The organism is Candidatus Hydrogenedentota bacterium (assembly GCA_035416745.1).
GTDB lineage: Bacteria > Hydrogenedentota > Hydrogenedentia > Hydrogenedentales > SLHB01 > UBA2224.
In genome coordinates this window covers 1-25,119 of sequence record DAOLNV010000002.1, presented here as the reverse complement: position 1 = coordinate 25,119, position 25,119 = coordinate 1, and the positions used below count along the sequence as shown (strand labels likewise).

The following is a 25,119-nucleotide window of genomic DNA, read 5'->3' as shown; positions in this document are numbered from 1 at the left end:
GCGACTGAGACTAGCCGCGAGTCGGCGCGCCGCGTTCGTAAACCTGCTCGATGACCGCGAGGATTCGGGGCTCGGTCGCGACCACGGGTTCGACCCGCCGCTTGCTGACGCGCTCGACATCCTCGATGGCCACGATGTCCAGGGCATTGGCCATCGCGAGCGTCACGGTCTCGTCGTCGGCGCGGATGGGGATGCATTTGTGGAAGGCCGCCAGCCGCGCGGGGATCAAGCTTGCCACATCGGGCGCGATCGACTGCGCATCCACCTCGACGTACTCGGTCCTGGCCCGTAACGCCACAGCCTGGGCTACCGCCTCCGGCGAAGCAAAGCCCTTATCCTGAAGAATCGTCCCGATTTTCGCCTGCGGATTCTGCCGTTGCACCTCAAGCGCATCCTCGAGCTGCTCCAATGTGATAACGCCCATTTCCCACAGGATTTCGCCCAGTTTCCAGCGGCGCGCCTCCACGTCCGGAAGGCTTGGAGCCGTGGAGGATGCGGGAGCCGCCGGCGCGGCGCCTTCTTCAATAGTGATTTCGGATTCCACCTGCTCGGGTGCTACAGCCTCGGGTTCCGGTTCCTGCGTTTCCGCGCGCGCCGTCTTCAAATGTTTCACTTCCGCACGAAGCTTGCGCAATTCCTTTTTCGATGCTTCCTGCTCTTTCGTGGCTTTGGCGAGTTGCTCGACGACCGACGCTTTCGTGCCGTCCGCCGTTTCTTCCTTCAGTTGCGCCTCGAGCACACCAACCCGGTCAGTTGCTTCTTTGAGCGCATTCTCGAGTTCGGCCACGCGGGCTTCGGTGTTTGCCGCTTTCTGGAGTTTCTCGCGGAGTTTCGTCACATCTTTGCGGAGGCCGTCAGCCTCCATCCTCAAGGTGTTGATTTCGCCCTCGACCGTTTGTTTGCCGGCCGTCATATCGACCAACCGCGCTTTCAGCGCATCCCGCGCCGACTCGGCGTCCGACTTGCCTCTCTCGAATGATTCAATGCGTTTGCGCAATTCGGCAACTTCTTTGTCCTTTTCGGCCAGACTCAGGTTGAGAGAGTCCACTTCCTTAGAACCTTGCTCGAGGTCGACATTTCTGGCGTTCACCATGTTTTCGAGGTCATCGAGCTGGTGTTGCAGGGCAGTCTTCCGGGAAAGCTCGGAGTCGAGCGACGCCTCGTATTCTCTGGCCTGACGTTCGAGTTCGGCTACCCGCTGCTTGGACGCCTGGATGGCTTGGTCCTGTTCCGAGAGGCGTTTTTCGAGCTGCAGGGCGGCCTCTTTTTGCGCTTCTATCGCGTTGTCACGTTCCGTGACCTGCTTCTCGAGACCGGCAATCGTCTGTTGCAGCTCTTCGGCTTCCGTAGTGGCTTTGCGCAACGATTGAACTGCTGCCATGATGTCCTTCACGACTTGTGCGGCAGACTCGCCCCGCGTGGTGAAGTCATTCCTGACAGCTTCCAGGAGGTCGCGCGCCTTGGCAATCTGGTCTGTCCCCGTCCGGAACCCGTCCGCTGACATGCTCTGAAGGTCCAGAACCAGCCGTTCGAGACGGTCCCAGCCTTCGCCGGTGTGTGCTGTTGCTTTGGTCATAAGTCCTATCCATCCCCCTACGCCAGAACCATCGTTTCTCCTCGCACGGTCCCTGACATACTCCCCAGTATTTCCCCTGAAGATTATACCATACTTTCTTCTTACAAACAGAGAAAAATGAAATTATCGGGATGCCAGACCCGAATATACCGCTTCCTTCGGTCTCCGCCAATCTCGAACCGAGCTCCTTTCTTCGTCTTTCGCGCGAAATCTGTTACATTATACCCCAGATTCTGCCCGAACACGCTGTTCTGCCGGTTACCGGGGCCGTCCGTCCTTATCCGTTGGTCCGGAAACGTTTAGGGCAGCTTGCATAATCGTTCTCGCCCCGGTAAATTTGAGTCGGTTCAGTAAAGCGTGCTGTGAGGCATGGGGTGCGCGAAGCACGGGCCAGGAGGATTGCACTATGTTGACGCGAGAGGAGTTGCACCGGCTTCAGCAACGGGCCGCGAAGATGCTCGATGCGAAGGGCATTGCCATTACAGAGAAAGAACGCGAGAACATTGAAATTGCCGATTTCGGCCTCGACGAGGTTGAGAAAACTGGCTTGGAACTGGTGGTCTATGTCAATACGGACCGCTACTGCGCCAAGGAACTTGTCATGTTTCCGCACCAGACTTGCCCTGAGCATCGCCATCCGCACGTCCAGGGCCAGCCGGGCAAGATGGAGACGTTTCGGTGCCGGTCCGGCGAAGTTTTTCTGTACACCGAGGGTGAACCGGCGCCGAACCCCGTATGCCAGCCGCCTGAAGGCAGCGAAGAGCACTACACCGTCTTCCACGAGATTGTGCTTCGTCCGGGTGAGCAGTACACCATCCCTTCAGATACGCTGCATTGGTTTCAGGCGGGCGATGAAGGGGCGATCGTGTCCGAATTCTCAAGCACCAGCCGCGACGAGTCGGACTTCTTCACCGACCCGCGCATCCAACGGGAAACCGTGGTCGGTGACCAGTGATTCTGGCTCAGGCCTGCGGGCCTCGACACCATGAGGTCGATGGCTCCCGCCACAGGAATGATGACAAGATTCGGGCCGGGAAAGCCCCCGAGGTGGAAGAGTGCTTTCCCGGCCCGTCAGTGTCACTGGCTTGCCAGGGCGTTCGCCTTACGTACCAGTCCAATGAACTCGGCACGGTATTGGTTTTCGTCCCTACCAAGGCCCTGCTCAGCCAGTGTCAGGACCTGCCCGTATGTAAGCGCGCCCTTGTAATCCGAGTTTCGAAGCAGCATCCCGAACCCCGCGACGGCTGCCGCGAACCGGAAATCCTCGGACGCGCTCTCGTAAGCGGCTCCTTCGTCTTCAACTGGGAACGTAAGCAGCTTGCTAGTGTCTTGATCCGGTTTCTTGTACCGGAGTTTCAACGAAAACAGTTCGCCTGAAGATGCCGCATCCGTGAGCGCGGGCTGAGCCTGCTGGTATTTCAGCGGGTCCACGCCCGGATTGGTGAACGGCACGCCCGGCGGAACCAGTTCGTATAGCGCGGTAACCGTATGCCCCGCACCGATTTCGCCAGCATCCTTGGTGTCGTCGTTGAAATCTTCCTTGGCCAGTCTCCGGTTCTCGTACCCGAGCAAGCGATAGGCTTGGACCTGCGCCGGATTGAACTCGACCTGGATCTTGACGTCCTTGGCGATGGTCACCAATGTGCCTAACATGTCTTTTACGAGGACCTTACGCGCCTCATCCATGTCGTCGATATAGGCGTAATTGCCATTGCCCTTATCGGCAAGTTTCTCGAGCGTGGAGTCTTTGAGATTCCCCATCCCGAACCCGAGTACCGATAGGAATACACCGGTCTTGGCCTTTGATTCGATCATATCGATCAGTTCTGACTGATCGGTCATGCCAACGTTGAAATCGCCGTCCGTCGCGAGAATCACCCGGTTCACGCCGTCTTTCATAAAGGATTCCGCTGCAGTGTTATACGCGAGTTTGATGCCCTCTCCGCCGTTGGTGGAACCGCCCGACTCGAGGTTCCTCAACGCGTCGAGGATCTTCTGGCGGTCACTGCCGGAAGTCGGCGGCAGCGCCAACCCTGAGGCGCCGGCGTACACTGCCATGGCCACACGGTCGTCTTCGCGTAACTGCGTCACCAGGAGTTCCATGGCTTGTTTCAGAAGGGGCAGCTTGTTCTCGGGTTGCATCGATCCCGAGACGTCGATGAGAAACACAAGGTTGCACGCGGGCCGGGCGTCAGGGGGGATTTCCCTGCCTTTTAGCCCGAGCCGGGCCAGGCGGTGTTCGGGTTTCCACGGGCACGACGCCACTTCGACGTGCACCGCGAAGGGGTCTTCCCCGTCCGGCGGGCCGTAATGGTAATCGAAGTAGTTGATGAATTCCTCGATGCGCACAGCCCCCGGCGGCGGCAGGGTGTTCTGGTTCAGGAACCGCCGTACGTTCGCATACGACGCCGTATCCACGTCGATCGAGAAGGTCGACAGGGGCTCATCGGTCACTTTCCGGAACGGGTTTTCGACAATGTGGTCGTAAGCTTCCGTGTTGTGCTCCGGCCAATAGACCAGATTCGGGTCGTTGTTGAAATCCGGGTGGTCCGAGGTGTCCGGCCGCCGGACTTCATCAATCAACACCCCTGCGGCAAGCGGCTCATCTTTCGCGTCTTTCGCGGCGCGCGCGAAATACTTCCCACGGATCTTTATCTCTCCGCCCACCATCACATTCTGCAAACCGCCAGGCTTGGGCTCGGCTACGGTGGCCGGGGGGGCTGCGGCGCTGGCGGACGCCGCTGGCACCACCTCAAACTCGGTCCACTGCTTGTCCTGCGCCGGCGCGTTCCGCTGCTCCATCTTGGCCAACGTCTGGCCCCCGCGCGGGGCGTAATCGAAGTCGAGGTTCTCGGACCAATAGTCGAGGGGGGTGCCCATGAACGATTTCTCGGCCAACTCGATGCGCAGGGCTACGCGGTTGTGAAGCACTTCCGGCGCCTGCCCCTTGACCGGCACGCCGGTGTACGGAGGCTTTCCCTGCGTGTCTTCTCCGCTTGAAACCACAGGCGCGCCTGGAGCCGGCACGCCCCAGACCTCGACCTCGACGTAATGATTGCGTTCGTTCGAGGTGTTGCCTTTGCTGTAGAGGCGGACATGCCGCGCGACCTCGCCGCGACCGTTCACAAGGCGGCCTTCGTTGGATTCGATGTACTCTTTATCCTTCCCCGCACCGAGGCCCGCGGAGTTGTCATGGTCGTTGTTGTAGAGGGTGCGCACGTTCTGGGTGAAATCCGCGTCGTTGGCCACCTGCACGATGAAATCGTGGTAGACGCGCTCGCTCGTGTGGAAATGCCACACCACGACCGCCCAGATGCCGCACGGCTGGCCAAGGTCAAGCTGGACCCACTGTAGCCCCTTGCCGATCTCGACGAGGCTCTTTTCCTGAAACCCCTTGTCGCCATCGGTGATCATCGCGAGTTTGCCCATGGCGGGAGTGTTGTCGCTGCTGGTGACCGGTTTGCCGCGCGACAGCAGTTCCGTGCCCGCCGGGACCATGAACGGTTCCCGGGCCGTGTAGGTAAACTCCAGGATCTCGGACCAGTAGTCCAACGGCGTGCCCATGAATGACTTCTCGGGCAACTCGAGGGGCAGCGCCACCGGCTGGCCGGCAGCCACCTCGACAGCCGTCTTCGGCGGCGCAGCCCCCTCGTTCACTGCCGCTGGCTCGGGCCGGGCCATGGCAAGGACGAGCCGGTCCTGGAGCAGAACATTCTCGACCGCCTCGGGCGTCGTCTCGAGCACCAACACGCCGTTCTTGTCATCGTTCAACTGGATAGACAGCGTGCTGGCATCAAGCGCCGTCACGTTGGCGCGCTTCACCGGAATGCTGTTGCTGGCTCCGAACACCTCATTGCTCACCATGGTCCCGAGGGCGGCGATGATCTCCGGGGAGGCCGCCTCGCGCTGCGACCGCAACGCCGCCAGGTCTATCGTGGACCCTGGCTTCGAAGCGATGGCCTTGGGGGCTTCGGGTCTCACGGCTGGAGCCGCTGACGGCCCAGAGGGGGCGGTTTCCGCAACCGCCGCGACCTCGACGGGGGCCGTCTCACCGGCGGATTCCGGCTGTATAGCGGGCTCCGGCTCGGGCGCGGCTGGCTTGGCTGGAGGCTCAGGCGCAGGCATCGTCTCCTCGTCCGGCGTCGCGGCAGGTTTGTCTTCGAGCACGCGCACGGCGGCGCTGCCCGAATCAGTCGGGACGACCTCGAACGAGCTCCAGTCCTCGTCCTCAGTATCGATGACGCCGGCCGCTGGAGCGGAAGCAGCGGCAGAGCCCGGGGCCTGCCTTACTGGGGCCACTTCTCCCTCTTCCGGGGCGGGCGCCGTTGCGGCTGGCGTGTTGGCTCCCTCGGCATCCTGCTTCGCCAATTCCTGCGCTGGCCGGCCTACAAAGGCGTCGTTCGCCGCCCAGTAGAATACGCCAATAACAAGCAGCACCGCCGCGGCCCGCGCCAGCGCGCCCCCGGCACTCTTGCCGAAGAATATGTGCCGGATGATATTGCTTGTCCCGCGCGCCTCGTGCGGTGTCGAGGATTCCGCTTCTTCCATGACCGTTGCGCGTTGGCGTTCCGTCAGCGAGGCCTGCGGGGCTGTGTGGAGGGCGGTCCGGGCCAATTCTGCCACCGCCCGAAGCTCCTCGAGGGTCTTGCGGGCGTCCGGGTCTGCTTTGAGGGCATTTCCCACCGTCTCGCGGGTGGCCGGGTCGAGTTCGCCGAGCGCGTAGGCGGTCAGGGTTTCGATGTTCAATGTGGGTTTCATATTCACACCTCCTGGGCGAGGTCGAGTTCGCCCCGCAGCCTTAGGCGCATGGTGTCGAGCGCCGTGGCGATGAGGTTGCTCACTTTGCCGAGGGAGACACCCATCACGTGGCTGATCTCCCGGTAGGTCAACTCGTCCTCGAATTTCAGGCGAAACGCCTCCTGGGTTTCCTCAGGCAGTTCGCCGAGCACGTCGAACACTTTTGCAAGGGCCTCGCGGCGCTCGGCCACGGCGCTGGGCCCGGGACCATCGCTTGGCTGCACGTTTGCGCGGCCTTCGGTGAGCGCGTTCATCCGTCCCTCCTTCTTCCGCACGTCGTACGCGCGGTTGCGGCACACCGTGTACAGCCACGCCGCCAGGTGCCCGTCGACCTTGGCGCGCTCCGCCTGGCACAGACGCAGAAACGCATCCTGCACCACGTCGCGCGCGGTCTCGAGGTCGCCCGTAATGCGGCAGGCGTACCGGATGAGCGGTTTCTCGTACTGCTCGAGCGCCTGACGTATCCAGTCCGCTGACGCGATTTCCGTCATCACTTCCCCCTACGCTCTAGTTGTTTGCCGGCAAGGAACGTTCGCGAACATGTTCCATCCAGGATAACGATTTACAGGAGGTTCCGTTCACACGGACAGGAGAAAGAAATCTCACCCACCCGGCCAGACGCCGGTGTTCGGTGCAGATCTCATTGTAGCGCCATGGTTTATGTGCCAAATGGCGCGGCACGCCCTGGCGGATTAGAGGGTTGGTGCGGCTGGCGGCGCAAGCTCGGGAAACATCCGGCGGTATGCCACGGCGATGGACCCGAACATCACTGGCATGTAAAAGAAGACACCGACATAGCAAAGCAACATCCCGACCATGCTGAGGAGCCAATTGAGAACCAGGAGGCCCAACACGCCCCATTTGTTTGCTAAGACGGCCCTTGCCGACAACTTGAGTGCGGGCCATGCCTGCACGTTGCGGTCGACCAGCACCGGATAGGTGAAGAACATCAAGCCGGATACAAAGACGCCGAAGGCGACCATCGCGGCAAAGAACAGCAGCCACAGCGGAGCGATGATCATTGCCCCTATGGCGCCGGAGTGTGTGGCGTCCCCGATACTCGCGCCCACAGCCGTGACCACGATGAACACGATGAACATTGGCACCGCGAACGCTATGCTCACGGCGATGATGAGCAACGTCACAACAAGGCTCTCGACGAAATAGTCAAACCCTTTGAACAGTGTGCCGAACTCGACTGGCAGCCCTCTCATCTTCATGAACAGGGCCAGAAAGATGCCGCAATACATTGGCCCTGCAAGTATCCCGAATGGGACGCAGCTCGCCAGAAGCATGCCTACGACCGTAATGCCCAGGAACAACCCGTACTGGTCCTTTACCAGATTCCACCCCTCCGATATGCACCCGGCTGGGTCGAGGCGCACGGTCTCCACGTACTCTTCCTGTCCGTTCATCGAACTTTCTCCTTCCAATGGGCCTCGCGTATGTTGCGAAAAGCGCCCTCCGTCAATCCCAGGGCTTCTTCATATATGGCCAGAACGTTCTCGAGAGGCGTATCCGGTTGTATGCAATGGGCCGGACTGAAGATGTAACCGCCGCCTTTTCCGATAACCTCGATACGGTGGCGCGCCTCGGCCCGGCACTCGGCTTCGGTTCCGTAGGGGAGCGTCATCTGGGTGCTTATCATACCGCAAAAGGCCAGTTTGCCGCCGAACTCCCGCTTTACTTCGGCGGGATTCATACCCGCGGGCTCGGGCTGGACCGCATCCAGCACATCGAGGCCCATCCCGATGAACCGGGGCATGAGTTTTCGGGTGCTGCCGCACGAGTGCATCATCACCTTGCAGCCGAACTCGTGGCCGAGATCGTAGAAGCGTTGCAGACGAGGCCGGAAGAAGCCGTCGAACACCGCCGGGTCAAACATAGGGCCGTTCTGGTTGCCGCAATCCTCGCCCAGACACAGAATATCGATCTTGCCGCCGGCGGTCTCGAGCGCCCGCAGGCAGTAGTTGTAGAAGAAATCGCAGCGCTTGTCGATGACCGCGACCCCCACGGCGTCCTGGGTCATGATATCGAGCAACACCTGTTCCATGCCGCGTCCGCGTCCCACGCCGTTGACGATGTCGGGAATCCCGGCGCCGCCGAAACACACGGCATACTCGGATACCGCCTCGCACTGCTCCGGCAGAACCGAGAAGTCGTAGTCGTCCGCCTCCGGCCAGGGGTAGGATTCCACGTCGTCCAGCGACGTCAGCCCGGCGAGGGGCTTGTGAAAAGACTCGGGATACGTCCCTCCCGGGTATTCCTTCATGATGTAGCCGGTACCCCATTCGTCGACGCACGCGCACCCTTGGGGTATGGGCCGTTCGGGGCCGCGGAACCGCGGGCTCACGCTCCGAAAATCGACCCCGAGCACGCCGTTGATTTCGGTTGTGCCGAAGTGTTCCGTCAACCGCTGGTGGATTTCCGGGGTGAGATAGGTTTGAATCGGCACCCGGTCGGGCTGCTGGTGATTCACGGCAGCCAGTACGCGTTCCTTGGGCGTCATCAACGTTCCTCCCCGAGCAGTGTACCGGGCCGCCTCAACTGCGTCAATGGTCAGTGACACGGGCCGCCTTCCATCCGTATACTCTGTGAGCACGCACGAGTCGTGCGTTCAAGAACGAGGGAGTTTCACCATGCACTTCACATTATCGCTCATCATGTTTTTGGCGGCTCAGGCGCCGGGCGAGGCGGTCCTGTCCCAGGACGGAGCGGCCCAATGGGTCATCGTTGTCGCGGAAGACGCCATTGCGCCGGAGCAGACCGCCGCCGTGGAACTGCAGCAACATCTTCAAGCCGTAACGGGCGCAACATTTTCCATCCAGCATGCTGTCGAAGAGGGTGCGAAGGCCATCGTTGTCGGACCCTCGGCGCTGTTCACGGCGGCGTTTCCTGATGTCGATCTGGACGCCTTGGGTCATGACGGGATTGTGCTCAAGTCGGCGGAGAACCGCATTTACCTGGCGGGCGGCCGTCCGCGCGGCACGCTGTACGCCGTGTACACGTTTCTCGAGGACGTGGTGGGTTGCCGGTGGTGGTCGTCGACGGAACGGTTTGTGCCGGAAAAGCCCACGCTCCGAATTCCGGCACTTGATACGGTGTACTCGCCGCGGCTGATTTACCGGGAAGCGTTTTACCGGGACGCGTTTGAGGGGGTGTACGCGGCACGGAGCAAATGCAATGGCCATTTCGTAAGGGTCGCGGAGGAATACGGCGGGCATTACAACATCCTGGGCTGGTGCCATACCTTTTATCAGATCCTGCCGCCGGAGAAGTATTTTGGCGAGCATCCGGACTGGTATAGCGAGATTGGCGGCGAACGCCGTGCCGAGGGTGCGCAACTGTGCCTCACGAACGAGGCGATGCGCGGGGAATTCGTCAAGAACGCCCTGGAATGGATTCGGAAGAGTCCCGAGGCGGGCATCATCTCGATATCGCAAAACGACTGTCACGGGAACTGCCAATGCGCGAACTGCAAGGCCCTGGACGACGCGGCGGGGTCGCCCTCAGGGTCGTTGCTGCACTTTGTGAACGCCGTGGCGGCGGAGATCGAGAAGGAGTACCCCGATTTCCTGATCGAGACCCTCGCGTACCAATACACACGGAAAGCGCCCGTTGGCGTCACGCCGCGTCACAACGTCATCATTCGTCTATGCTCGATCGAGTGCTCCTATTCGCAGCCGCTGGCGATGGGTCCTCAGAACGGTGCATTCAAACGCGACATGGAGGCGTGGAGCGCCATTGCTCCGCGCCTGTTCGTCTGGGATTACGTGACAAACTTCCGCGACTACATCATGCCGCATCCCAACATGCGGGTGCTCGCCCCGAACATCCGGTTCTTTGTAGAGAACAACGCGGTGGGGCTGTTCGAGCAGGGGGATTCGAGCTGCTCGATCAGCGATTTCCCCGAACTGCGCGCCTGGGTGCTGGCGCATCTGATGTGGGACCCCTCGCGGGACGAGTACGCCCTCATCAACGAATTCCTCGATGGCTACTACGGGCTTGCGGCGGCTCCATTGCGCCGGTACATCGACCTCATTCACGACGCGGCGGCGTGGTCGGGCGTGTACCTCCGCTGTTACATGCCCGATACATCGGAATGGTTTCCGCTCGAGGACGTAGTCCGCGCGGCGGAACTGTTCAACGAGGCTGAACAGCGCGTCAAGGACGACCCGGTTATCGCGAGGCGCGCCGCCCGGGCGCGCATGCCCCTCGATGCCGTACTTCTGAACCGGTATTACGACCTGGCGCGTGCCGCAAAGCAAGCCGGCGCCGCGATTCCATTGCCCCCCGAGCCAGTTGCGTTTGCGGAGGATTTCATCACGCGGGCCAACGCGTTTTCCGCGAACAGCTACCGGGAAGGCGGGGCCTTCGAGCAGTACGCGCAGATGATGCGCCTTCGTTTCCGGCCTGCAGGACCGCTCCCGGCGGCCTGTGAAGGCCTGCCGGAAGAGGACTACATGATCATCGAGGACAACCGGTTCAATCTGCACGGCGTGGATAATGGGTGGAGCCATCTCGTGGACGATGCCGCCGCCGCCGACAAGGCCGCGGCGTGCATGCCGTCGAACCACACCCAATGGGCGATACAATATGAGATTCGCGAGGAAGCCTCCGATGCGAACCCGTGGCACTGTTACGCGGAACTTCGTTGCGACGCAAAGGCTGAATCGGGTACGGCTCTGGCGGTAGGCATTTACGACGCCCGCGGGCAGAAACATGTCATGCAACGCAGCGTGCCAATAGCCGAAGTGGCCGGGAAGGAATACAAGACCCTTGATTTGGGCACCCACAACCTCTCGGCGGGCATGTATTTCTGGGTATCGCCGGTCAACAATCCCGAGCAAGTCGAGACGGTCTACGTGGACCGGTTTTTTGTGGTGCGGGAACGGTGAGATTGAGAGAGCAGGGGAGACGTAACCGCGCCGAAGATGGCGCTTGGTACATGTCCCCATTTTGTGTTTCGGCCGGGATTGTGCTGTAATTTGCGCCTCGAATCGCGGCGCAAGGGACCGTGATCAAAGGAACCGACGGGGAGCTGATGGCCGTATGAGTTACACCGATTTAGTGAGCCGCTTCAAACAAGCGCGCGTTATGGTGGTAGGGGATATTTACCTTGACGAGAACGTCTATGGGGCCGTGACGAGCGTAAGCCTCGAGGCGCCGATCCCGGTGTATGAAGTCCATGAGCGCCGGCATAATCCGGGTGCGGCGGGCAATGCCGCGTGCAATGTGGCATCCCTGGGCGCTACGACGTACATGCTCGGTTACGTGGGCGATGACGTGAATGCGGGCATCGTGCGGCACGAATTCGCGGTGCGCAACGTGAACACGGATTTCGTCGTGACGGACCCCTCACGGCCAACCAATACCTACGGCAAACTGCGTGCCGGCGGATTCAATATCCCTAGCCAGGAGATTCTGCGCACCGATACCCCGTCTCCCACTTTCATCTCCGGGGCTATCGAGGACCAAATCGTCGCGAACATTGAGAAACTCGCGCCCGAGGTCGACACCATCGTGGTGGTCGACCAGGTATCCTCCGTGGCGACCGAACGCGTGCTCGCGACCGCTGTGGCCTGCGCGAAGAAGCACAAATTGTTGACAGTGGGCGATTCGCGCTCCCGCGCGGGAGCGCTCAAAGGCTTCGATGTTATCGTTCCGAACGATCGCGAGGCGGGAATTGGCGCCGGGATCGATGTCGTGGACGAGGCCAGCCTTGAAGCAGCCGCGACGAAACTCTTGAAGGTCGCAAAGAATGCATTGATCACGCGCGGGCCCCAGGGTATTCGCGTGTGCCGGCCAAACCAGAAACCCGTTGATGTGCCCATCACCATTTCGCCGGACGCGGTTGTGGATGTTACCGGGGCCGGGGATACGGTCACCGCGGCGGTGGCGCTGACGCTGGTCGCGGGCGGCTCGCTTGAGGACGCCGCGGTCTTGGGGAACGCAGCGGCAGGGGTGGCGGTGGTGCAGCCGGGCGTGGTTACGGTGTCGAACGATGAGTTGCGCGATGCCCTCACCGCATCGGGCGCGCCCTCAAAGCTCAAGACCGTCGATACCCTCCAGCGCATTCTGGAGGGCTTGCGCAGAGAGGGTAAGCGCATTGTGTGGACCAACGGATGTTTTGACATCATTCATGTCGGGCATATCACGTATCTCCAACGAGCGGCCGCGCTCGGGGACGTGTTAGTGGTCGGGCTTAATAGTGACGTCTCCGTAAAGATGAACAAAGGTCCGGACCGGCCCATCATTCACCAGGGGAACCGGGCGATTGTCCTGGCGGCCTTTGAATGCGTCGACTACATCGTGCTTTTCGATGAACCTACCCCTATGAAACAGCTCGAGATCCTCAGGCCTGACATATATGCCAAGGGCGGGGACTATTCGCTCGATACTATCGTGCAGGAGGAGCGCCGCCTCGTCGAGGGGTACGGCGGCGAGATCGCAATTATCCCAGGCGTCGAAGGCCACTCAACCACCCAGATCATCAGACAAATGGGCGGGAAATAGGCTGCCCAGGGATGCTTCCGGAGTCGCTTCCGGGACTGCGCCCCCCGCGTCTAATACATTCCTATCATTTGGGTTACCCCTTTGTCGCGGCGCTGTCTGCCTCGCCGTCTGCCCCTTGCCACCTCTTGGAAGATGCGGCAAGGGGAGTATTCTTGTCAGAAATGCGCTTATGAGGGTATAATGCAAATTGTGGACAGTGGTCCAAGTCGCAGGGGGATTCCCTATGGGATTGAAGGGTGATGCCGTAGTCTCAGAGCCTGCGCAGCTTATCCCGGTGCCGGTAGATTGCTTGCGGGATGAGACCGTCACCAGCTTCAATTTATACCTCCGAACCGGCGGCGGGCAGCCACCGGTGCTCTACCGAGAGAAGCATTTGCCTTTCACGGAAGAAGATCGCCGCCGGCTGCAAGACAACAACGTCAAACACCTGTTTGTCGATTCCCGGGAAGAGAAAGCCTACCTGCGGTATCTTGAGAAGAACCTCGGGGCCATTCTGGCCGACCCCGAGATGTCCCTCGAGCATAAGACGGACGTGGTCTACGACTCCGGCCGGTTTCTCCTGCGCGAAGTATTTGCGGACCCTCGCGCGGGAGACACCGTGAACCGCAGCAAGGCGTACGTGCAGTTGACCTACGAATTCCTGTCGCAGGAGAAGACCGCGTTTGCCCAGCTCTTACGCATTACGTCGTACGACTATTATACGTATACCCACAGCATCAACGTGTTTGTGTTCAGCATCACGCTGGCCCAGCGGTCGGGCACGTTCTCGCCAAAGGAGGTTAAGGACTTCGGCGCGGGCGCGCTCTTGCACGATATCGGGAAGAGCCTGCTCGACCCGTCTATCGTGAATTGTAAAGGCAAGCTGACGGACGAGCAGTGGCAGGAGATGAAACGCCATCCCGAATTGGGGTGCCGGATTCTGGACGGTCACGGAGGAATTAGCCCTGCGGCCATGGAAGTGGTGCATTATCACCACGAAAAGGTCAATGGCAGCGGTTACCCGGAAGGGCGCAAAGCCAACGGCCTTTCTCTCCTCATTCGCATGTGCACCATTGCGGATATTTTCGATGCCCTCACCACCAAGCGGTCGTACAAAGGCGCGGTCAGCTCGTTCGACGCCCTGAATACTATGAAGCACGAGATGTCAGAAGAGCTTGACACCGACCTGCTGCAGACATTCATCAAGATGATGGGCAAACCCTGAGCTTTCTGCCGGGACTTACTGGGGCGCCGTATCGAGTATGTTGGGCCCTGTGCTGGTGCCGATCCTCGTCGCTCCCGCCTGGATCAGGGCGACGGCATCGCCGTAGGTGCGCACCCCGCCCGCGGCCTTGATCCCCATCTGGCCGCCAACGACTTCGCGCATCAGGACCACATCCTGAACGGAAGCGCCGCCGTCCCCGAAACCCGTGGACGTTTTCACGAACGCGGCGCCCGAGCGCAGGCTCATTTCGCACACCGCGACCTTCTCGTCGGTAGTGAGGTAGCTGGTTTCCAGGATAACCTTCACAGGGACGCCGCGCACCCCTCTCACGATGCTGGCGATCTCCTTCTCCACGTAGTCGGGGTACCCCGATTTCAGCGCGCCGATGTTAATGACCATATCGAGTTCCTGAGCTCCGCAGCGCACGGCTTCCCTGGCCTCTTCGAGCTTGATTCGGGCCGTGTTCGCGCCGAGAGGAAAACCCACCGTGGGATCCACGACTACGGACGTGCCCGCGAGCCGTTTCGCGCAGTAGGATGTCCAAACAGGGTTTATGGACACGGATGCAAAGCCGAACGCAACCGCCTCATCACAGAGCTCGGTGATATCGAGTTGGGTGGCGTACGCGCGAAGCTGTGTATGGTCGATCATGCGCGCCAATTGTTTTCGTGTCAGGCGCAAAGGAGCGCCTGGTGCAATGTCGCCCGTCATTTTGAGTTTCCTGTTCTCCCGGGTCTCGTGTCTCCCGTAAGTGCCGACAGATGTGCCATTGTACCGCAGGTCTTCTCGTAAATCTTGAGGTACGCGGAAAAGTAATCGTCATACGCGTGTATACCCGTTTGGGGCATTACGGTTTCAAACGCGGGCGCCATGGCGGCAGCTGCTTCGGCAAGGGAGGGGAACAGGCCGGCTGCCGCGGCTGCGCACACCGCCGCGCCGAGGCATGTCGCATGCTTCTCTGCTGACACGCGCAACGGGATTCCGGTGGCATCCGCGATGATCTGGGTCCACAGTGTGTTTGCGGCACCGCTTCCACAGACGCGGAATTCGTCTATGGCGTGCCCCGCGTCTCTTATCCGAGACGCCACGTTGCGGATGCCGAAGGCGCAACCCTCGAGCACGGCGCGGTAGACATGGGCCGGGGTGTGTTCGAGGGTCAATCCGAAGACCACGCCCCGGGCTGCGGCATCAAAATAGGGGGTGCGGTTGCCGCGCCAGGCGTCAAAGACCACGATGCCCTGCGAACCCGCCGGAATGCGTCTGGCCGCGCGTTCGAGATGCGCGTACGCATCGGAATTGGGCGCCACACCCATAAGTTCGAGCGCCCATCCGACCACTGCGGCGCCCGAGGTCTGACCCGCTTCGTAAGTGAAGCGGTTCTTGCGAATGCCTTCGGGAAACGGGCCCATGATGCCGTCAATGACTATCCGGTCGACGGTCTCGAGAACCATGACGGTGGAAGTGCCGAGAGTGAGAGAAGCGGTTCCGGGTTCAAGACACGCTTTGCCGATTGGCGCGACCCAGCCGTCCATACCGGCATGCGCGACGATGCACTCGGGAGACAACCCCAGCGCTTCGGCGGCTTCCGGAAGCATTGGGGCTGTCGGTTCGCCCATGTACTGCACGTGATCCGGGTTCTTTTCTTCGAGACCCGGCACGCCCATCTGCGCATACAGCTCACGGGGCCATCCGCCCGTGGGCGTCCAGTGCCGTTTGCTCGCTGCGCCGCCTGTCGAGGTTCTCCAGGTTCCCGTGAGCCGGTGAACCAGCCAATCAGCGCCCCCGGCGATGCGTGCCGCGCTTCCGTGGACCTCCGGCTCGTGCCGCGCGATCCACATCGCCTTGGGGAGCATCCATTCGGAGGAGACGCGCCATCCCGAATGCTCGAGAACGGGGTGGCGTGACGCGGCGACCTCGTCTGCTTCGCGCGCAGCCCGGTGGTCCATCCACAACACGGCCGGCCGCAGCGGTGTGCCGTCTTCTTCGCACCACACTCCGGTAAAGGATGTGCTGTCGATGCCCAATGCGGCGATCTCGAAATCCTTGACGCCGCCCTGGCCGAGGCAGGCGCGCACGGCGTCCTCGAGCGCGCGCCACCAGTCGTCAGGATTCTGCTCCGCCCAATCGGGATGCGGGAGGGAGGTCGGGTAGGAAGAGGAGGCTTGGGCCACGACGTGGCCGTCAGTACGGTATATCGCCGCGCGCAGGCTTTGCGTGCCGCAATCAATGCCAATTACTGTCTGATTGCTCATGGTTCTTGAATCACTATCAGTTGGCGCAATGGTAACACGCCGCACGAAGATAAGGAAACGGGTCCTACACGGCCCACGCGTGGCGGACGGCGCGCTCTGGGGCGCACTTATGGCAGCATTGGCATCCTGTCCAGGATTGTCGAACGGGTCAGACCAGCCCGACGAGCCAGGAGGCCTCAGGCGGCCAGCCGGATTTGTCGATGCCTGCAAGGTTCCGGAGGTCTGCGTGAGCACCTCTAGTCGCATTTTTGTCCCTTTGCTCCCTTCCTTCTTGCAGCGCTCATTTTCAGTTGATAGACTCTTGTGACAGCCGTGGTGATTGGAATTCGGTGAAGCGAAATGAGACAGAGATTTGGATATCTCGGTGCACGAATTGGCCTCCTTCCGGCCATTCTGGGGTGCGTTGCGGGTTTGGCCGCATGTTCGCCCGAAGCGTCCGGCCCGGAGCCCGCAAACCCTTCCGCGAGCGCGACGCCGCCGACCGAAACTGCTGCCGGTCCCGAGTCGCTTGAAACGTCCGCGGCGGCAGCCGGCGCTTCGGGAGAACGCCTCCAGCAGACCATGCGCTACCAGGCAATGGGCACGGATTTCGAGTTCACGCTGTATACCGGGCCCGGAGCCGAAAGCACCGCCGAGATCGTGCGGATAGCCGACCTGGCCATCGCGTCCGTGCGCGACCTCGAGGAACAAATCAGCCAGTGGAAACCGCAGAGCCAGACCACCTACATCAACCGGCACGCCGCTGAGGAACCGGTTCGGGTCTCTCCGGAAGTCTTTGACCTTCTCCAGACGTGTAAGACGGTGTACGCCGAAACCGGCGGCGCGTTCGATGTGACAGTTGGGCCCTTGGTCGAACTGTGGGGGTTTTACAAGGGGGAGGGTCACTTACCCTCCGATGAAGAACTGCGCGGGGCCGTGGCGCGCGTGGGCCTCGAGAAGGTCACGCTGAACGAGGGGGAACGCACGGTCGCGTTTTCCGAAAAAGGCATGCACCTCGATTTCGGGGGCATCGGGAAGGGTCTCGCCCTGGAAGTCGCGGCGGAAGTCATTCGGAGCTATGGGGTTAGTTCAGGTATTCTGCACGGGGGCACCAGCAGCGTGCTTGCGATAGGCGCCCCTCCGGGGGAGCCCGGGTGGACAGTGCGTATTCGAAACCCGTATAATACGAATAAGTATATTGATGAAGTGTGTCTTAAGGACGAGAGCCTGTCGACTTCCGCGAGCTACGAGAAGTGGTTCGAGCTTGAGGGTAAGAAGTACTGCCACATTTTCGATCCGCGCACGGGCCTGCCGGTGGAAGGCATGGTAAGTGCGACTGCTATCGTGCCTTCGGGTACACTTTCCGACGCTCTGAGCACGGCGTTCTTCGTCATGGGCGTCGAGAAGACCCGAGAGTATTGCAGGGAACACCCCGGTGTGCGGGCTATACTTGTGCCTCACACGGGTGGCGAACTTGAACCGAGGCGTATTGGGTTTGATGCGCCATGAGGAGTGGTCATGAAGGAAAAGTACAGCAGCAAGCATAAACTTTCGAGGCGCAATTTCATGGCTACCGCGGGCGCGGCGGCCGGTGTGATGATTGCATCGGGGTATTCCCCGTTCTCGTATGCGCAGAACGAAAAAGTGCGCGTGGCCAGCATCGGTACGGGCGGCCAGGGCTGCCTGCATCTGCGTGACGGCCTCGCGCGCGCAAAGAACATTCAGGTCGTAGGAGTGTGCGACGTCTACGGACCCCATCTTCAAGGCGGATGGATCGTCGCCGGACGCGACAAGAACATGAAACAGTATCGCGACTACCGCAAGATGCTCGACGAGATCGGCAAAGAAATCGATGCGGTGGTCATCGCCACGCCCATTGACACCCATCATGATATCGCGATGCACTGCCTCGACGCGGACAAGTATGTGTTCTGCGAGAAGACCATGTGCTATGCCGGGCCCCAGGCCACGCTCGAGGAACACGTCCAGCAGAACCGCGACCTCGTGATGAAGGTTCACGAAAAGGGCAAATTTCTCCAGATCGGTCATCAGCGCCGGTACAACCCCGACTACAACCATGCACTGAAACTCGTGTGGGACGAGGGTATCATCGGGCGCATCCACCATATCGACGCCCAGTGGCACCGCAATAACGACTGGCTCCGGCCCCTCCCGCCGGCTACAAGTTTCGACGACGAGATGAAGGCGCTCGTGTGGGACTACTTGAGCAAGCAGATGAGTTATCACCCGAACTTCAGCAAGATGTCGGACGCCGAGAAGGAGCGGCTCATCATGGATGGCCATATCAACTGGCGCATCTATACCGAGCGCTCGGGCGGCTTGATGACTGAGTTGGCTACCCACGCCCTCGATGTCGTGAACTGGTACCTTGACGCGAATCCGACGAGAGTGGTCGGATATGGCGGCATTGACTACTGGCGCGACGGCCGCACGGCATTCGACAACATCAATGTCTGCTTCGAATACGGTCTTGAGCCGGGCAAGAGCCGGGCGCACAAGCCTATCGAGGCACGGGGCGAACTGCACACGGATGCGCGCAATGACGCTTACTGTGTAAGGACCATGTATTCAAGCATCACCGCCAACGCGCAGCGCGGCGCCAGCGAATGGATGCAGGGCGACAAAGGCACGCTGCGTTTGACCGAGCTCGGCTGTCTGTATTACCGCGAAGCGACCGCCGACGTGAAGTGGGCGGCCGAGGGGCGGAAGGACGCAGCGGAAGAGAACGCCATCATCGTCACGACGGGCGGCACGCGCGAGTTGAGCAACGAAGCCGTCAAGAACGCCGAGCCGGTGCTGGTCGATACCGACCGCAGCGTCGACCAGTTGCAGTTCGAGGCGTTCGCGAGCGATGTCATGAACAACGGCACTCCCCGGGCCAATGTGATGGTCGGACTCAAGTCGGCCATCTGCGCTTTGAGCGGCATGATGGCCATGCGCCAGGCCGCGAAGGGCGAAGTCGCCGAGGTGAAGATCAAGCCCGAGTGGTACCAGTTCGATTTCGAGACCGACGACACCTCGATGTACGGGCCGCCGGTTAAAGTGTAAACTGTAAACATGGAGTGGGCCGCGCGAGTGGCCCCTCCTTGTTGTAGTCTCTCTCCCGCCGCGTCAGTTCGGGCGGGCGCCGCGGGACGCTCCGCGCAAGCATTCGGATGCAGTGGAATGCCGCGCCGAGGGGGAGGGGGTAGATGCATTTCCGCTAGGGCCGGGCAAAACCGCACGGCCACGCTTGAGCTAACAGGGAGTAGTCCGGATTGATTCCTTCGATAGGTTCGGGAAAGGAACACGTCAGCATGCGCAAGTCAGCATTCCGCTGGGCACTCATCATGGGGACCGTGGCGTTCGGCGCTGTCGCGATGGCGGCCGAGGAGGCCGCCGCGCCTAATAGCACGCGGGACCTCGAGAAATATGTCGGGAGAGAGCTGGTCAAGGATGGTCTGGCTCAGACGGCGGACATCATCCCGCTGCTCCCACAGTCGTGCCCGCCCTTCTACCTGCGCGATGAATACAACAAGATCATCGACCCCACGATCGAGGAAGACGTGAACCGCCCGGTCAGTTTCCGCCAGACCTGCGGGGGGCCAGCCTGCCACGACGTCCAGCGCATCACCGAGGGCTACCATTTCCAAATGGGTGCGGATGAGCTGTTTCCTCCCAACAAGCGGGGAGAGCACACCCCCGTTGACAAGGGTCCCGCCTATTTTGGCAAATGGCGGTTGTTCGAGCAGCGCGAGGTATCGCCGCTGAGCTTCGACGACCCCAACAGCGTTGACGAGACGCCCTTCGAATGGGTGCAGAATGAAGGCGTGTTGCATCCCGGGGGCGGTCCCGCCGAGTATGACCGTGTAGGGCGCCGGTACGACGTGGTCCAGGCCCAGGACCCGGGCATTTCAATCTTCTATGACGGAGACTATTTCGGCGCCGAATGGCATCGGAGCGGCGTAGCGGGGCCCGACTGCCTGATCTGCCATCTCGAGACCTACGAGTATTCGCTGCGGGCCCAGCAGTTGAAGAAATACAACTTCAAGTGGGCCGCAACCGAGGCATCGGGGTTCGCCAGCGTCGAGGGCTCAGTCAAAGACGGCGATCTCCCCCGCCTGAGTTACAACAAGGACATGTTCGGCGCAGACGGCAAGATCCATCTGAAGATCCGCCGCCCATCAGACCAAAATTGCCTGTTCTGTCACCACATGCTAAGCGTGCAGAAACGCGGGCAGACGTGGCATGACAACTATATGCAGGACATGCACACCCAGCAGGGCATGGCCTGCATTGACTGTCATTCGGGCGATATCCGGCACGATTTTGCCAAAGGCGATTCGGCGAGCATGCACGTCCGCGACGACCTTGACGGCGGCATGATGTCGTGCGAACAATGCCACGAAAACGAGGAGTCTGGCGCGCCGAAATACGATCATCCCGGGTTCCCGCCGCTCCATTTCCTGCGGATGGGCTGCGATTCCTGCCACATTCCGCGCACGGCACTCTATCCCGCGACGGTCGTCGATACCCTGACCGGCAAGAACATCAAGCTTCCTCACGACATCGGGGAGGAGACCGCCGCAAGCAAACGGTTCAACGCTTTCTGGACAAAAACGATGGTCAACGAGCTCGGCGCGGCGGCGTTTCCGCTCACGCCGGCCGAAATCGAGCGCGCCGCGGAATTCCGGGTGCCGGCCGACGACGCGGATTTCTGGAGCTATTTCAAAGATGGCGCGGGCAATCTGACGCCGTGGGCCCAGAGGTTGCGCGAACAGGGCGCGGTGACGGTCGCGCAGGTGGTCGGAGACCAGGTCGACAACGACTACAAACGGAAGCTCATGCTTCTTGCGCTGGCCAATACGCTCGAAGAAGGCGCCGAGCCCTCGTGCGTGTTCCGCGGCCAGGCTTACCGTCTCTACGGCGACAAGCTGCAGGCCGTCCCGAGCAAGCTGAATGCGCCGCGCGTGGGGTATATCAAAGAAAAGCCCGTCTCGTGGGCCTACCACGATTCCAATGGAGAACAGAAGCTGCGCTCCGAATGGTACCAGCTCGGCGCGTTCTGGGCCTTTGACGACGGCACGACCATCCGGCCCGTGTTCACCAAAGAGACAGCCGCTGCCTGGACGTTGCTGACTCAAGAGGAGTACAAGTACTTCTACATCCCCGCCACCCCGCTGGAAAACCCGGCCGTGTCCATGCCCGATCCCGCAACGGCGGATGCTAAGCAGTTCCAGAGCGCCTGGGTCAAGAAGTTCAGGGCGTACGCCACGCCGGAGATCGAGCGGCTGAGCATCTATGACGACAACCTGGACGGATGGCCCGAAGCCAACACCGAGCAGGAGATGGGGACCATGGCTTGGGCCCTCGTGCGCACCATGACGCGCCTTCCCAAGCCCGAGGTCTATTACATAAAAGGGACCAGCGCCTACAGAATCACCGTCGAAGACGTCAACGACCCGCCTTTCGGCGAGTCTTGGGCCGGCGTCGAGGCCATTCCCGACGGCGAACCCGGTCTGGCCAAGTTCCGATATGCCTTCGACGAAACCTCTCAGATCTGGCAGGTCGCCGAAGCGCCCCGGCCCATGAAGATGTTCAAGTACAGCGTCGAGCAGGTCGACCTCGCCGCCGCCTCGGGCGGTTCGGACGCCAAGATGACCGCCCTGGCATCGCTTGCGCAACGTTTGCCGTGGACGCTCTCGCACGGCGTTGTGCCGGCCCAGCAGGCCCTGGGCGCCAACGGCTGTACCGACTGCCACTCGATGGACTCCGAGTTCTTCTTCGGGAGGGCGATGGTCGACCCATACGGGCCGGACGCGCTGCCGGTCACCCAGCCCAACTTCAAGAAGCTCGACTATCTCACGGCCGACCTGGCATTCGCGGCCTTCCGTGAAAGCTTCGTGAAGCATTACGCGCTGTGGTGCGTGTTGCTCGTGCTGCTCGTGATCATCGCCCACTACGTGATGTTCGGCGCGAAGACCGGCCCCAACGAAGACAAGCTAGACACCTTGCGGTTCACCACCTTCGAGCGCGTCAGCCACCTCGGGCTGATGGCATCGGTGACGTACCTGTGCTTCACCGGGTTCAGTTTCCTGCTTGGGCACAACGATTTCCTCGGCGAATGGTCGCGATACATACACCTCCTGGCCGGCTACGTTGCAGCCGTGTCGTTCGCGTTGGTCACGATCGTCTGGGTGAAGAAGATGCTTCCCGAAGAGGGCGACCGCGTATGGCTCATGCACATGGGTGGCTACCTCGGCGGCAAAGGCCACTACCCCGCAGGGAAATTCAACGCCGGACAGAAGATCCTCTTCTGGGCCGCTCTGGCGATGATGATCGTGCTTGTCGTCACCGGCCTCATCATGGGCCTGAGTTCCGGCCATCGATTTGCCTGGCAGTCCGTGCTCTACACCATTCACGACATCGCGGGCCTGGGCATGATTCTCCTGCTCCTGGGCCACGTTTACCTCGGAGTATGCGTCAACCCGCACAGCGTGCGCACAATTTTCGGCGGCATCGTCAGTTCTGTCTGGGCCAAGCGGCATCATCCCAATTGGGAGCCCGTTGCCGATCTACCCGATCCAGATTGACACGACGGTCTCCGCTTGCTATAGTTCAAGGCTCAGAAGGGCGGTTAGCTCAGGTGGTTAGAGTACTTGCTTGACATGCAAGGGGTCGCAGGTTCGAGTCCCGCACCGCCCACCATATAACCTATTCCAGGCCAGTGGTTTGCAGAAGCAAGCCAGTGGCCATTTTTGTGCAAAAAGGGGTAGGGTGTAACGGATGGTGTAACACGCCATTCTCCTTCCTCCACGCGAATATGGCCAGTGGACGGTCTATACGTACGGAGGAATGAATCATGGCGACCATCCGCCGCAAGAGCATATCCGGCACGGGGCATATCCTGTACCGGGAGCGAGGAAAACAGAAACACCGAAGTCTGGGAACGAAGAGCCTGCACAAGGCGCAAAGCCTCAAACGAGAGGTAGAACTTCTTCTGGAAGAAACAGGAAAAGCCGAGCTTGTGCCAAGCGACAAGCCGGCGGTCAAACGTAGGAACCCCACGGTGGAAGAGTTCTGGAGGGAATTCCTGCTGTGGGCAAACGCCAATCGCTCCCCAAGCACCGTCGAGGAATACAAGAACTGGTTTGTGCAGTTTTGCGAGTTCACCGATATCCAACGGCTTGGCGACGCGACCCGAGAGAACGCTGAACAGTTCAAGACAGAACTGACCCGCCAGGGAAAGAGCAAACCCGAAGGGGTCGGTTTGGATAAGGTAAGCGTTAACAACGGGCTCAAGACCCTCAGATCCATCTGGAATCACGCGAAGAAGCTTGAACTGTATTCAGGAGATAACCCTTTCGCCCAGGTCGAGGCTTTTAAGTTGCCGAGGAACACTGACCGCGACTACCTCACCGGTGACCATCGCCTAGCCGGTAACACTGGATCTCGCCCGAAGCAATACGCCGGCCAAGAGTGCGCAAGCCGATCTTCATGAGCTGGGCCGCCTCTTTGCGCGTGTAGAGTTTCATCCTTAATCTCCTCGCACTGCTATCGCCACTGGGGCTTCATACTGCCCGAATGCCCCGCCAGTGCTGCGTGATCGGTTTGCCGGCGTTTCCCGTGCCTTTGGGCTTCTCCGTATTGCGCGCCCAATTGTATAGACCTTTCGTCATCGTGGTTTGTGCGCGGAAATTCCCCGTCGATAGAGTTCGTGCACGGCCGTCGGAGAAACCTCATTCGTCCCCTGTGCGCAGCATGCCTGAGCAATCTACCAATCAGCAGATAGATGGGTTCATTCAGAAGCAGCCTTGCCCCTTACGGCACCCGCGCTATTTGCGGCAATCCAAGCGCGCGGTGACCTACTAGCGGCCGGCGTTAGAATTAAAATAGGAGTAGCGGGGGCCCAGCGTGACCGCCATTGCACTACCACAACATGGCTTACCGGCAAACCACCCGGGAAAGCGGCCTCGGCGTCTACCTCAACGTGTCCGGCAGCGTCAACCACCACCTGCCAGAGATCATCGGCCTCCTGCGAAGCCTAAGAACCGAACTGAAGACCATATGACCAAGAGTTCCCCGCAACAAGCCGAAGCAGTATGGCTCGCCGCACACAAACTGACAGAAGAGAATCCTCATAACGAAGCATGGGATGTGGGCACAGGGATTGCCATCTGGGAGTGTGGCCTGAAGCCCTGAATCACGACGTAGCGAAGCAGCTGGCAGAACGGGAGGCGCCCCTCGGTTGGGATGCCTCTCTTCTTTGCGTTCCAACGCTTGAATTCAGCCGCGCCTCGAAGCGGCGTCGGCTTGAATGAATTGTCAGGCCTGCCTGAGACAGACCTTTCTGTTGATTGCACGGATAACTAAACCATAAGAAATGAAATCAGGCGCAATGACATCTTGACGAGCCACCAGCTGTTCCGCGGCACATCCGTTGACGGTCCGCCGGATGCGCCAACGCCTCACCGCGGCATCAGCGCGAACACACCCCAGCCCAGGTATTCACGCGTGTAAGCGGCGTAGCGCTCGGGTTCCGAGGTCAGTTTGGCTCGAACATCTTTCGCGAACTCGTCGCCGGGATTGGCTTCAAGCCATCGGCGCATGGTGAGCCATTTGGCCGCCTCGTATCTGTCCCAGCCGTCTTGGTCAGCCAGAACCATTTCAACGACGTCGTAGCCAAGCTGGCCGAAAGACGCGAGAAGTTCTGGAAGTCTGAGAAAGTCGGAGATTGAGTTGGCAAGACACCCTTTGGCAACATCTTCCGTCGGCGGCAACTGCCGCCAGTAGGG

General features: G+C 60.6%; 16 protein-coding genes and 1 tRNA gene. 9 read left to right on the top strand and 8 right to left on the bottom strand.

The annotated features are described in order from the left end of the window. Window positions 1-10 precede the first annotated feature (10 nt). Window positions 11-1,576: a hypothetical protein gene (locus PLJ71_01295; protein HQM47286.1), complete on the bottom strand. Its 1,566-nt coding sequence runs from the start codon at window positions 1,574-1,576 to the stop codon at window positions 11-13. Window positions 1,577-1,982: 406 nt separating this feature from the next. Between PLJ71_01295 and PLJ71_01290 the strand changes: the two genes are divergently transcribed. Continuing rightward, window positions 1,983-2,531 (top strand): D-lyxose/D-mannose family sugar isomerase, encoded by a 549-nt coding sequence (locus PLJ71_01290; GenBank protein HQM47285.1) that lies wholly within the window; start codon window positions 1,983-1,985, stop codon window positions 2,529-2,531. 122 nt (window positions 2,532-2,653) lie between these two features. Here the strand turns inward: PLJ71_01290 and PLJ71_01285 are convergent, their stop codons facing one another. The 4 genes from PLJ71_01285 to PLJ71_01270 form a co-directional block, all read right to left on the bottom strand. After that, window positions 2,654-6,334, bottom strand: coding sequence for a von Willebrand factor type A domain-containing protein (locus PLJ71_01285; protein HQM47284.1), 3,681 nt, complete (start codon window positions 6,332-6,334; stop codon window positions 2,654-2,656). A gap of 2 nt (window positions 6,335-6,336) precedes the next feature. Next, window positions 6,337-6,864, bottom strand: a complete 528-nt coding sequence (locus PLJ71_01280; GenBank protein HQM47283.1) for a sigma-70 family RNA polymerase sigma factor — start codon at window positions 6,862-6,864, stop codon at window positions 6,337-6,339. Window positions 6,865-7,065: 201 nt separating this feature from the next. Then, window positions 7,066-7,788 (bottom strand): hypothetical protein, encoded by a 723-nt coding sequence (locus PLJ71_01275; protein HQM47282.1) that lies wholly within the window; start codon window positions 7,786-7,788, stop codon window positions 7,066-7,068. Then, entirely contained in the window at window positions 7,785-8,942 is a 1,158-nt protein-coding gene (locus PLJ71_01270; protein HQM47281.1) for a uroporphyrinogen decarboxylase family protein, read from the bottom strand. The genes PLJ71_01275 and PLJ71_01270 overlap by 4 nt, the downstream gene beginning before the upstream one ends. A 70-nt stretch (window positions 8,943-9,012) precedes the next feature. On the opposite strand from PLJ71_01270, the gene PLJ71_01265 reads away from it, so the two are divergent. From PLJ71_01265 to PLJ71_01255, 3 genes are all read left to right on the top strand, one after another. Continuing rightward, the gene (locus PLJ71_01265; GenBank protein HQM47280.1) at window positions 9,013-11,271 is read left to right on the top strand and encodes a DUF4838 domain-containing protein; all 2,259 of its coding nucleotides are present in this window, start codon (window positions 9,013-9,015) and stop codon (window positions 11,269-11,271) included. A 154-nt stretch (window positions 11,272-11,425) separates the two neighbouring features. After that, complete coding sequence (rfaE2, locus tag PLJ71_01260) at window positions 11,426-12,889, top strand: D-glycero-beta-D-manno-heptose 1-phosphate adenylyltransferase (GenBank protein HQM47279.1); 1,464 nt, start codon at window positions 11,426-11,428, stop codon at window positions 12,887-12,889. Window positions 12,890-13,112: 223 nt separating this feature from the next. Then, the gene (locus tag PLJ71_01255) at window positions 13,113-14,093 is read left to right on the top strand and encodes an HD domain-containing phosphohydrolase (protein HQM47278.1); all 981 of its coding nucleotides are present in this window, start codon (window positions 13,113-13,115) and stop codon (window positions 14,091-14,093) included. 15 nt (window positions 14,094-14,108) lie between these two features. Here the strand turns inward: PLJ71_01255 and deoC are convergent, their stop codons facing one another. Next, entirely contained in the window at window positions 14,109-14,804 is a 696-nt protein-coding gene (gene deoC, locus PLJ71_01250) for a deoxyribose-phosphate aldolase (GenBank protein HQM47277.1), read from the bottom strand. Beyond that, window positions 14,801-16,345 carry an FGGY-family carbohydrate kinase gene (locus PLJ71_01245; protein ID HQM47276.1) on the bottom strand — a complete coding sequence of 515 codons (1,545 nt, stop codon included), beginning with the start codon at window positions 16,343-16,345 and terminating at the stop codon, window positions 14,801-14,803. Before PLJ71_01245 ends, deoC begins: the two co-directional genes overlap by 4 nt. A gap of 339 nt (window positions 16,346-16,684) precedes the next feature. Here PLJ71_01245 and PLJ71_01240 point away from each other — a divergent pair, with 339 nt between their 5' ends. From PLJ71_01240 to PLJ71_01220, 5 genes are all read left to right on the top strand, one after another. Further along, entirely contained in the window at window positions 16,685-17,833 is a 1,149-nt protein-coding gene (locus PLJ71_01240) for an FAD:protein FMN transferase (protein HQM47275.1), read from the top strand. A gap of 9 nt (window positions 17,834-17,842) precedes the next feature. After that, window positions 17,843-19,393, top strand: a complete 1,551-nt coding sequence (locus PLJ71_01235; protein HQM47274.1) for a Gfo/Idh/MocA family oxidoreductase — start codon at window positions 17,843-17,845, stop codon at window positions 19,391-19,393. 248 nt (window positions 19,394-19,641) lie between these two features. Next, on the top strand, window positions 19,642-22,917 hold the full coding sequence (locus tag PLJ71_01230) for a cytochrome b/b6 domain-containing protein (GenBank protein HQM47273.1): 3,276 nt from the start codon (window positions 19,642-19,644) through the stop codon (window positions 22,915-22,917). Between the two features lie 38 nt (window positions 22,918-22,955). Beyond that, window positions 22,956-23,032 (top strand) — tRNA-Val (locus tag PLJ71_01225). A gap of 154 nt (window positions 23,033-23,186) precedes the next feature. Next, window positions 23,187-23,825, top strand: coding sequence for a phage integrase N-terminal SAM-like domain-containing protein (locus PLJ71_01220; GenBank protein ID HQM47272.1), 639 nt, complete (start codon window positions 23,187-23,189; stop codon window positions 23,823-23,825). Window positions 23,826-24,792: 967 nt separating this feature from the next. Here PLJ71_01220 and PLJ71_01215 read toward each other — a convergent pair. Next, window positions 24,793-25,119: SAM-dependent methyltransferase (locus PLJ71_01215; GenBank protein HQM47271.1), on the bottom strand; the 327-nt coding region annotated here is incomplete at its 5' end.

Coding starts and splice junctions, on each gene's coding strand:
- PLJ71_01295 (HQM47286.1), bottom strand. CDS start 1,576: ATGACCAAAGCAACAGCACACACCGGCGAAGGCTGGGACCGTCTCGAA.
- PLJ71_01290 (HQM47285.1), top strand. CDS start 1,983: ATGTTGACGCGAGAGGAGTTGCACCGGCTTCAGCAACGGGCCGCGAAG.
- PLJ71_01285 (HQM47284.1), bottom strand. CDS start 6,334: ATGAAACCCACATTGAACATCGAAACCCTGACCGCCTACGCGCTCGGC.
- PLJ71_01280 (HQM47283.1), bottom strand. CDS start 6,864: ATGACGGAAATCGCGTCAGCGGACTGGATACGTCAGGCGCTCGAGCAG.
- PLJ71_01275 (HQM47282.1), bottom strand. CDS start 7,788: ATGAACGGACAGGAAGAGTACGTGGAGACCGTGCGCCTCGACCCAGCC.
- PLJ71_01265 (HQM47280.1), top strand. CDS start 9,013: ATGCACTTCACATTATCGCTCATCATGTTTTTGGCGGCTCAGGCGCCG.
- rfaE2 (HQM47279.1), top strand. CDS start 11,426: ATGAGTTACACCGATTTAGTGAGCCGCTTCAAACAAGCGCGCGTTATG.
- PLJ71_01255 (HQM47278.1), top strand. CDS start 13,113: ATGGGATTGAAGGGTGATGCCGTAGTCTCAGAGCCTGCGCAGCTTATC.
- deoC (HQM47277.1), bottom strand. CDS start 14,804: ATGACGGGCGACATTGCACCAGGCGCTCCTTTGCGCCTGACACGAAAA.
- PLJ71_01245 (HQM47276.1), bottom strand. CDS start 16,345: ATGAGCAATCAGACAGTAATTGGCATTGATTGCGGCACGCAAAGCCTG.
- PLJ71_01240 (HQM47275.1), top strand. CDS start 16,685: ATGAGACAGAGATTTGGATATCTCGGTGCACGAATTGGCCTCCTTCCG.
- PLJ71_01235 (HQM47274.1), top strand. CDS start 17,843: ATGAAGGAAAAGTACAGCAGCAAGCATAAACTTTCGAGGCGCAATTTC.
- PLJ71_01230 (HQM47273.1), top strand. CDS start 19,642: ATGCGCAAGTCAGCATTCCGCTGGGCACTCATCATGGGGACCGTGGCG.
- PLJ71_01220 (HQM47272.1), top strand. CDS start 23,187: ATGGCGACCATCCGCCGCAAGAGCATATCCGGCACGGGGCATATCCTG.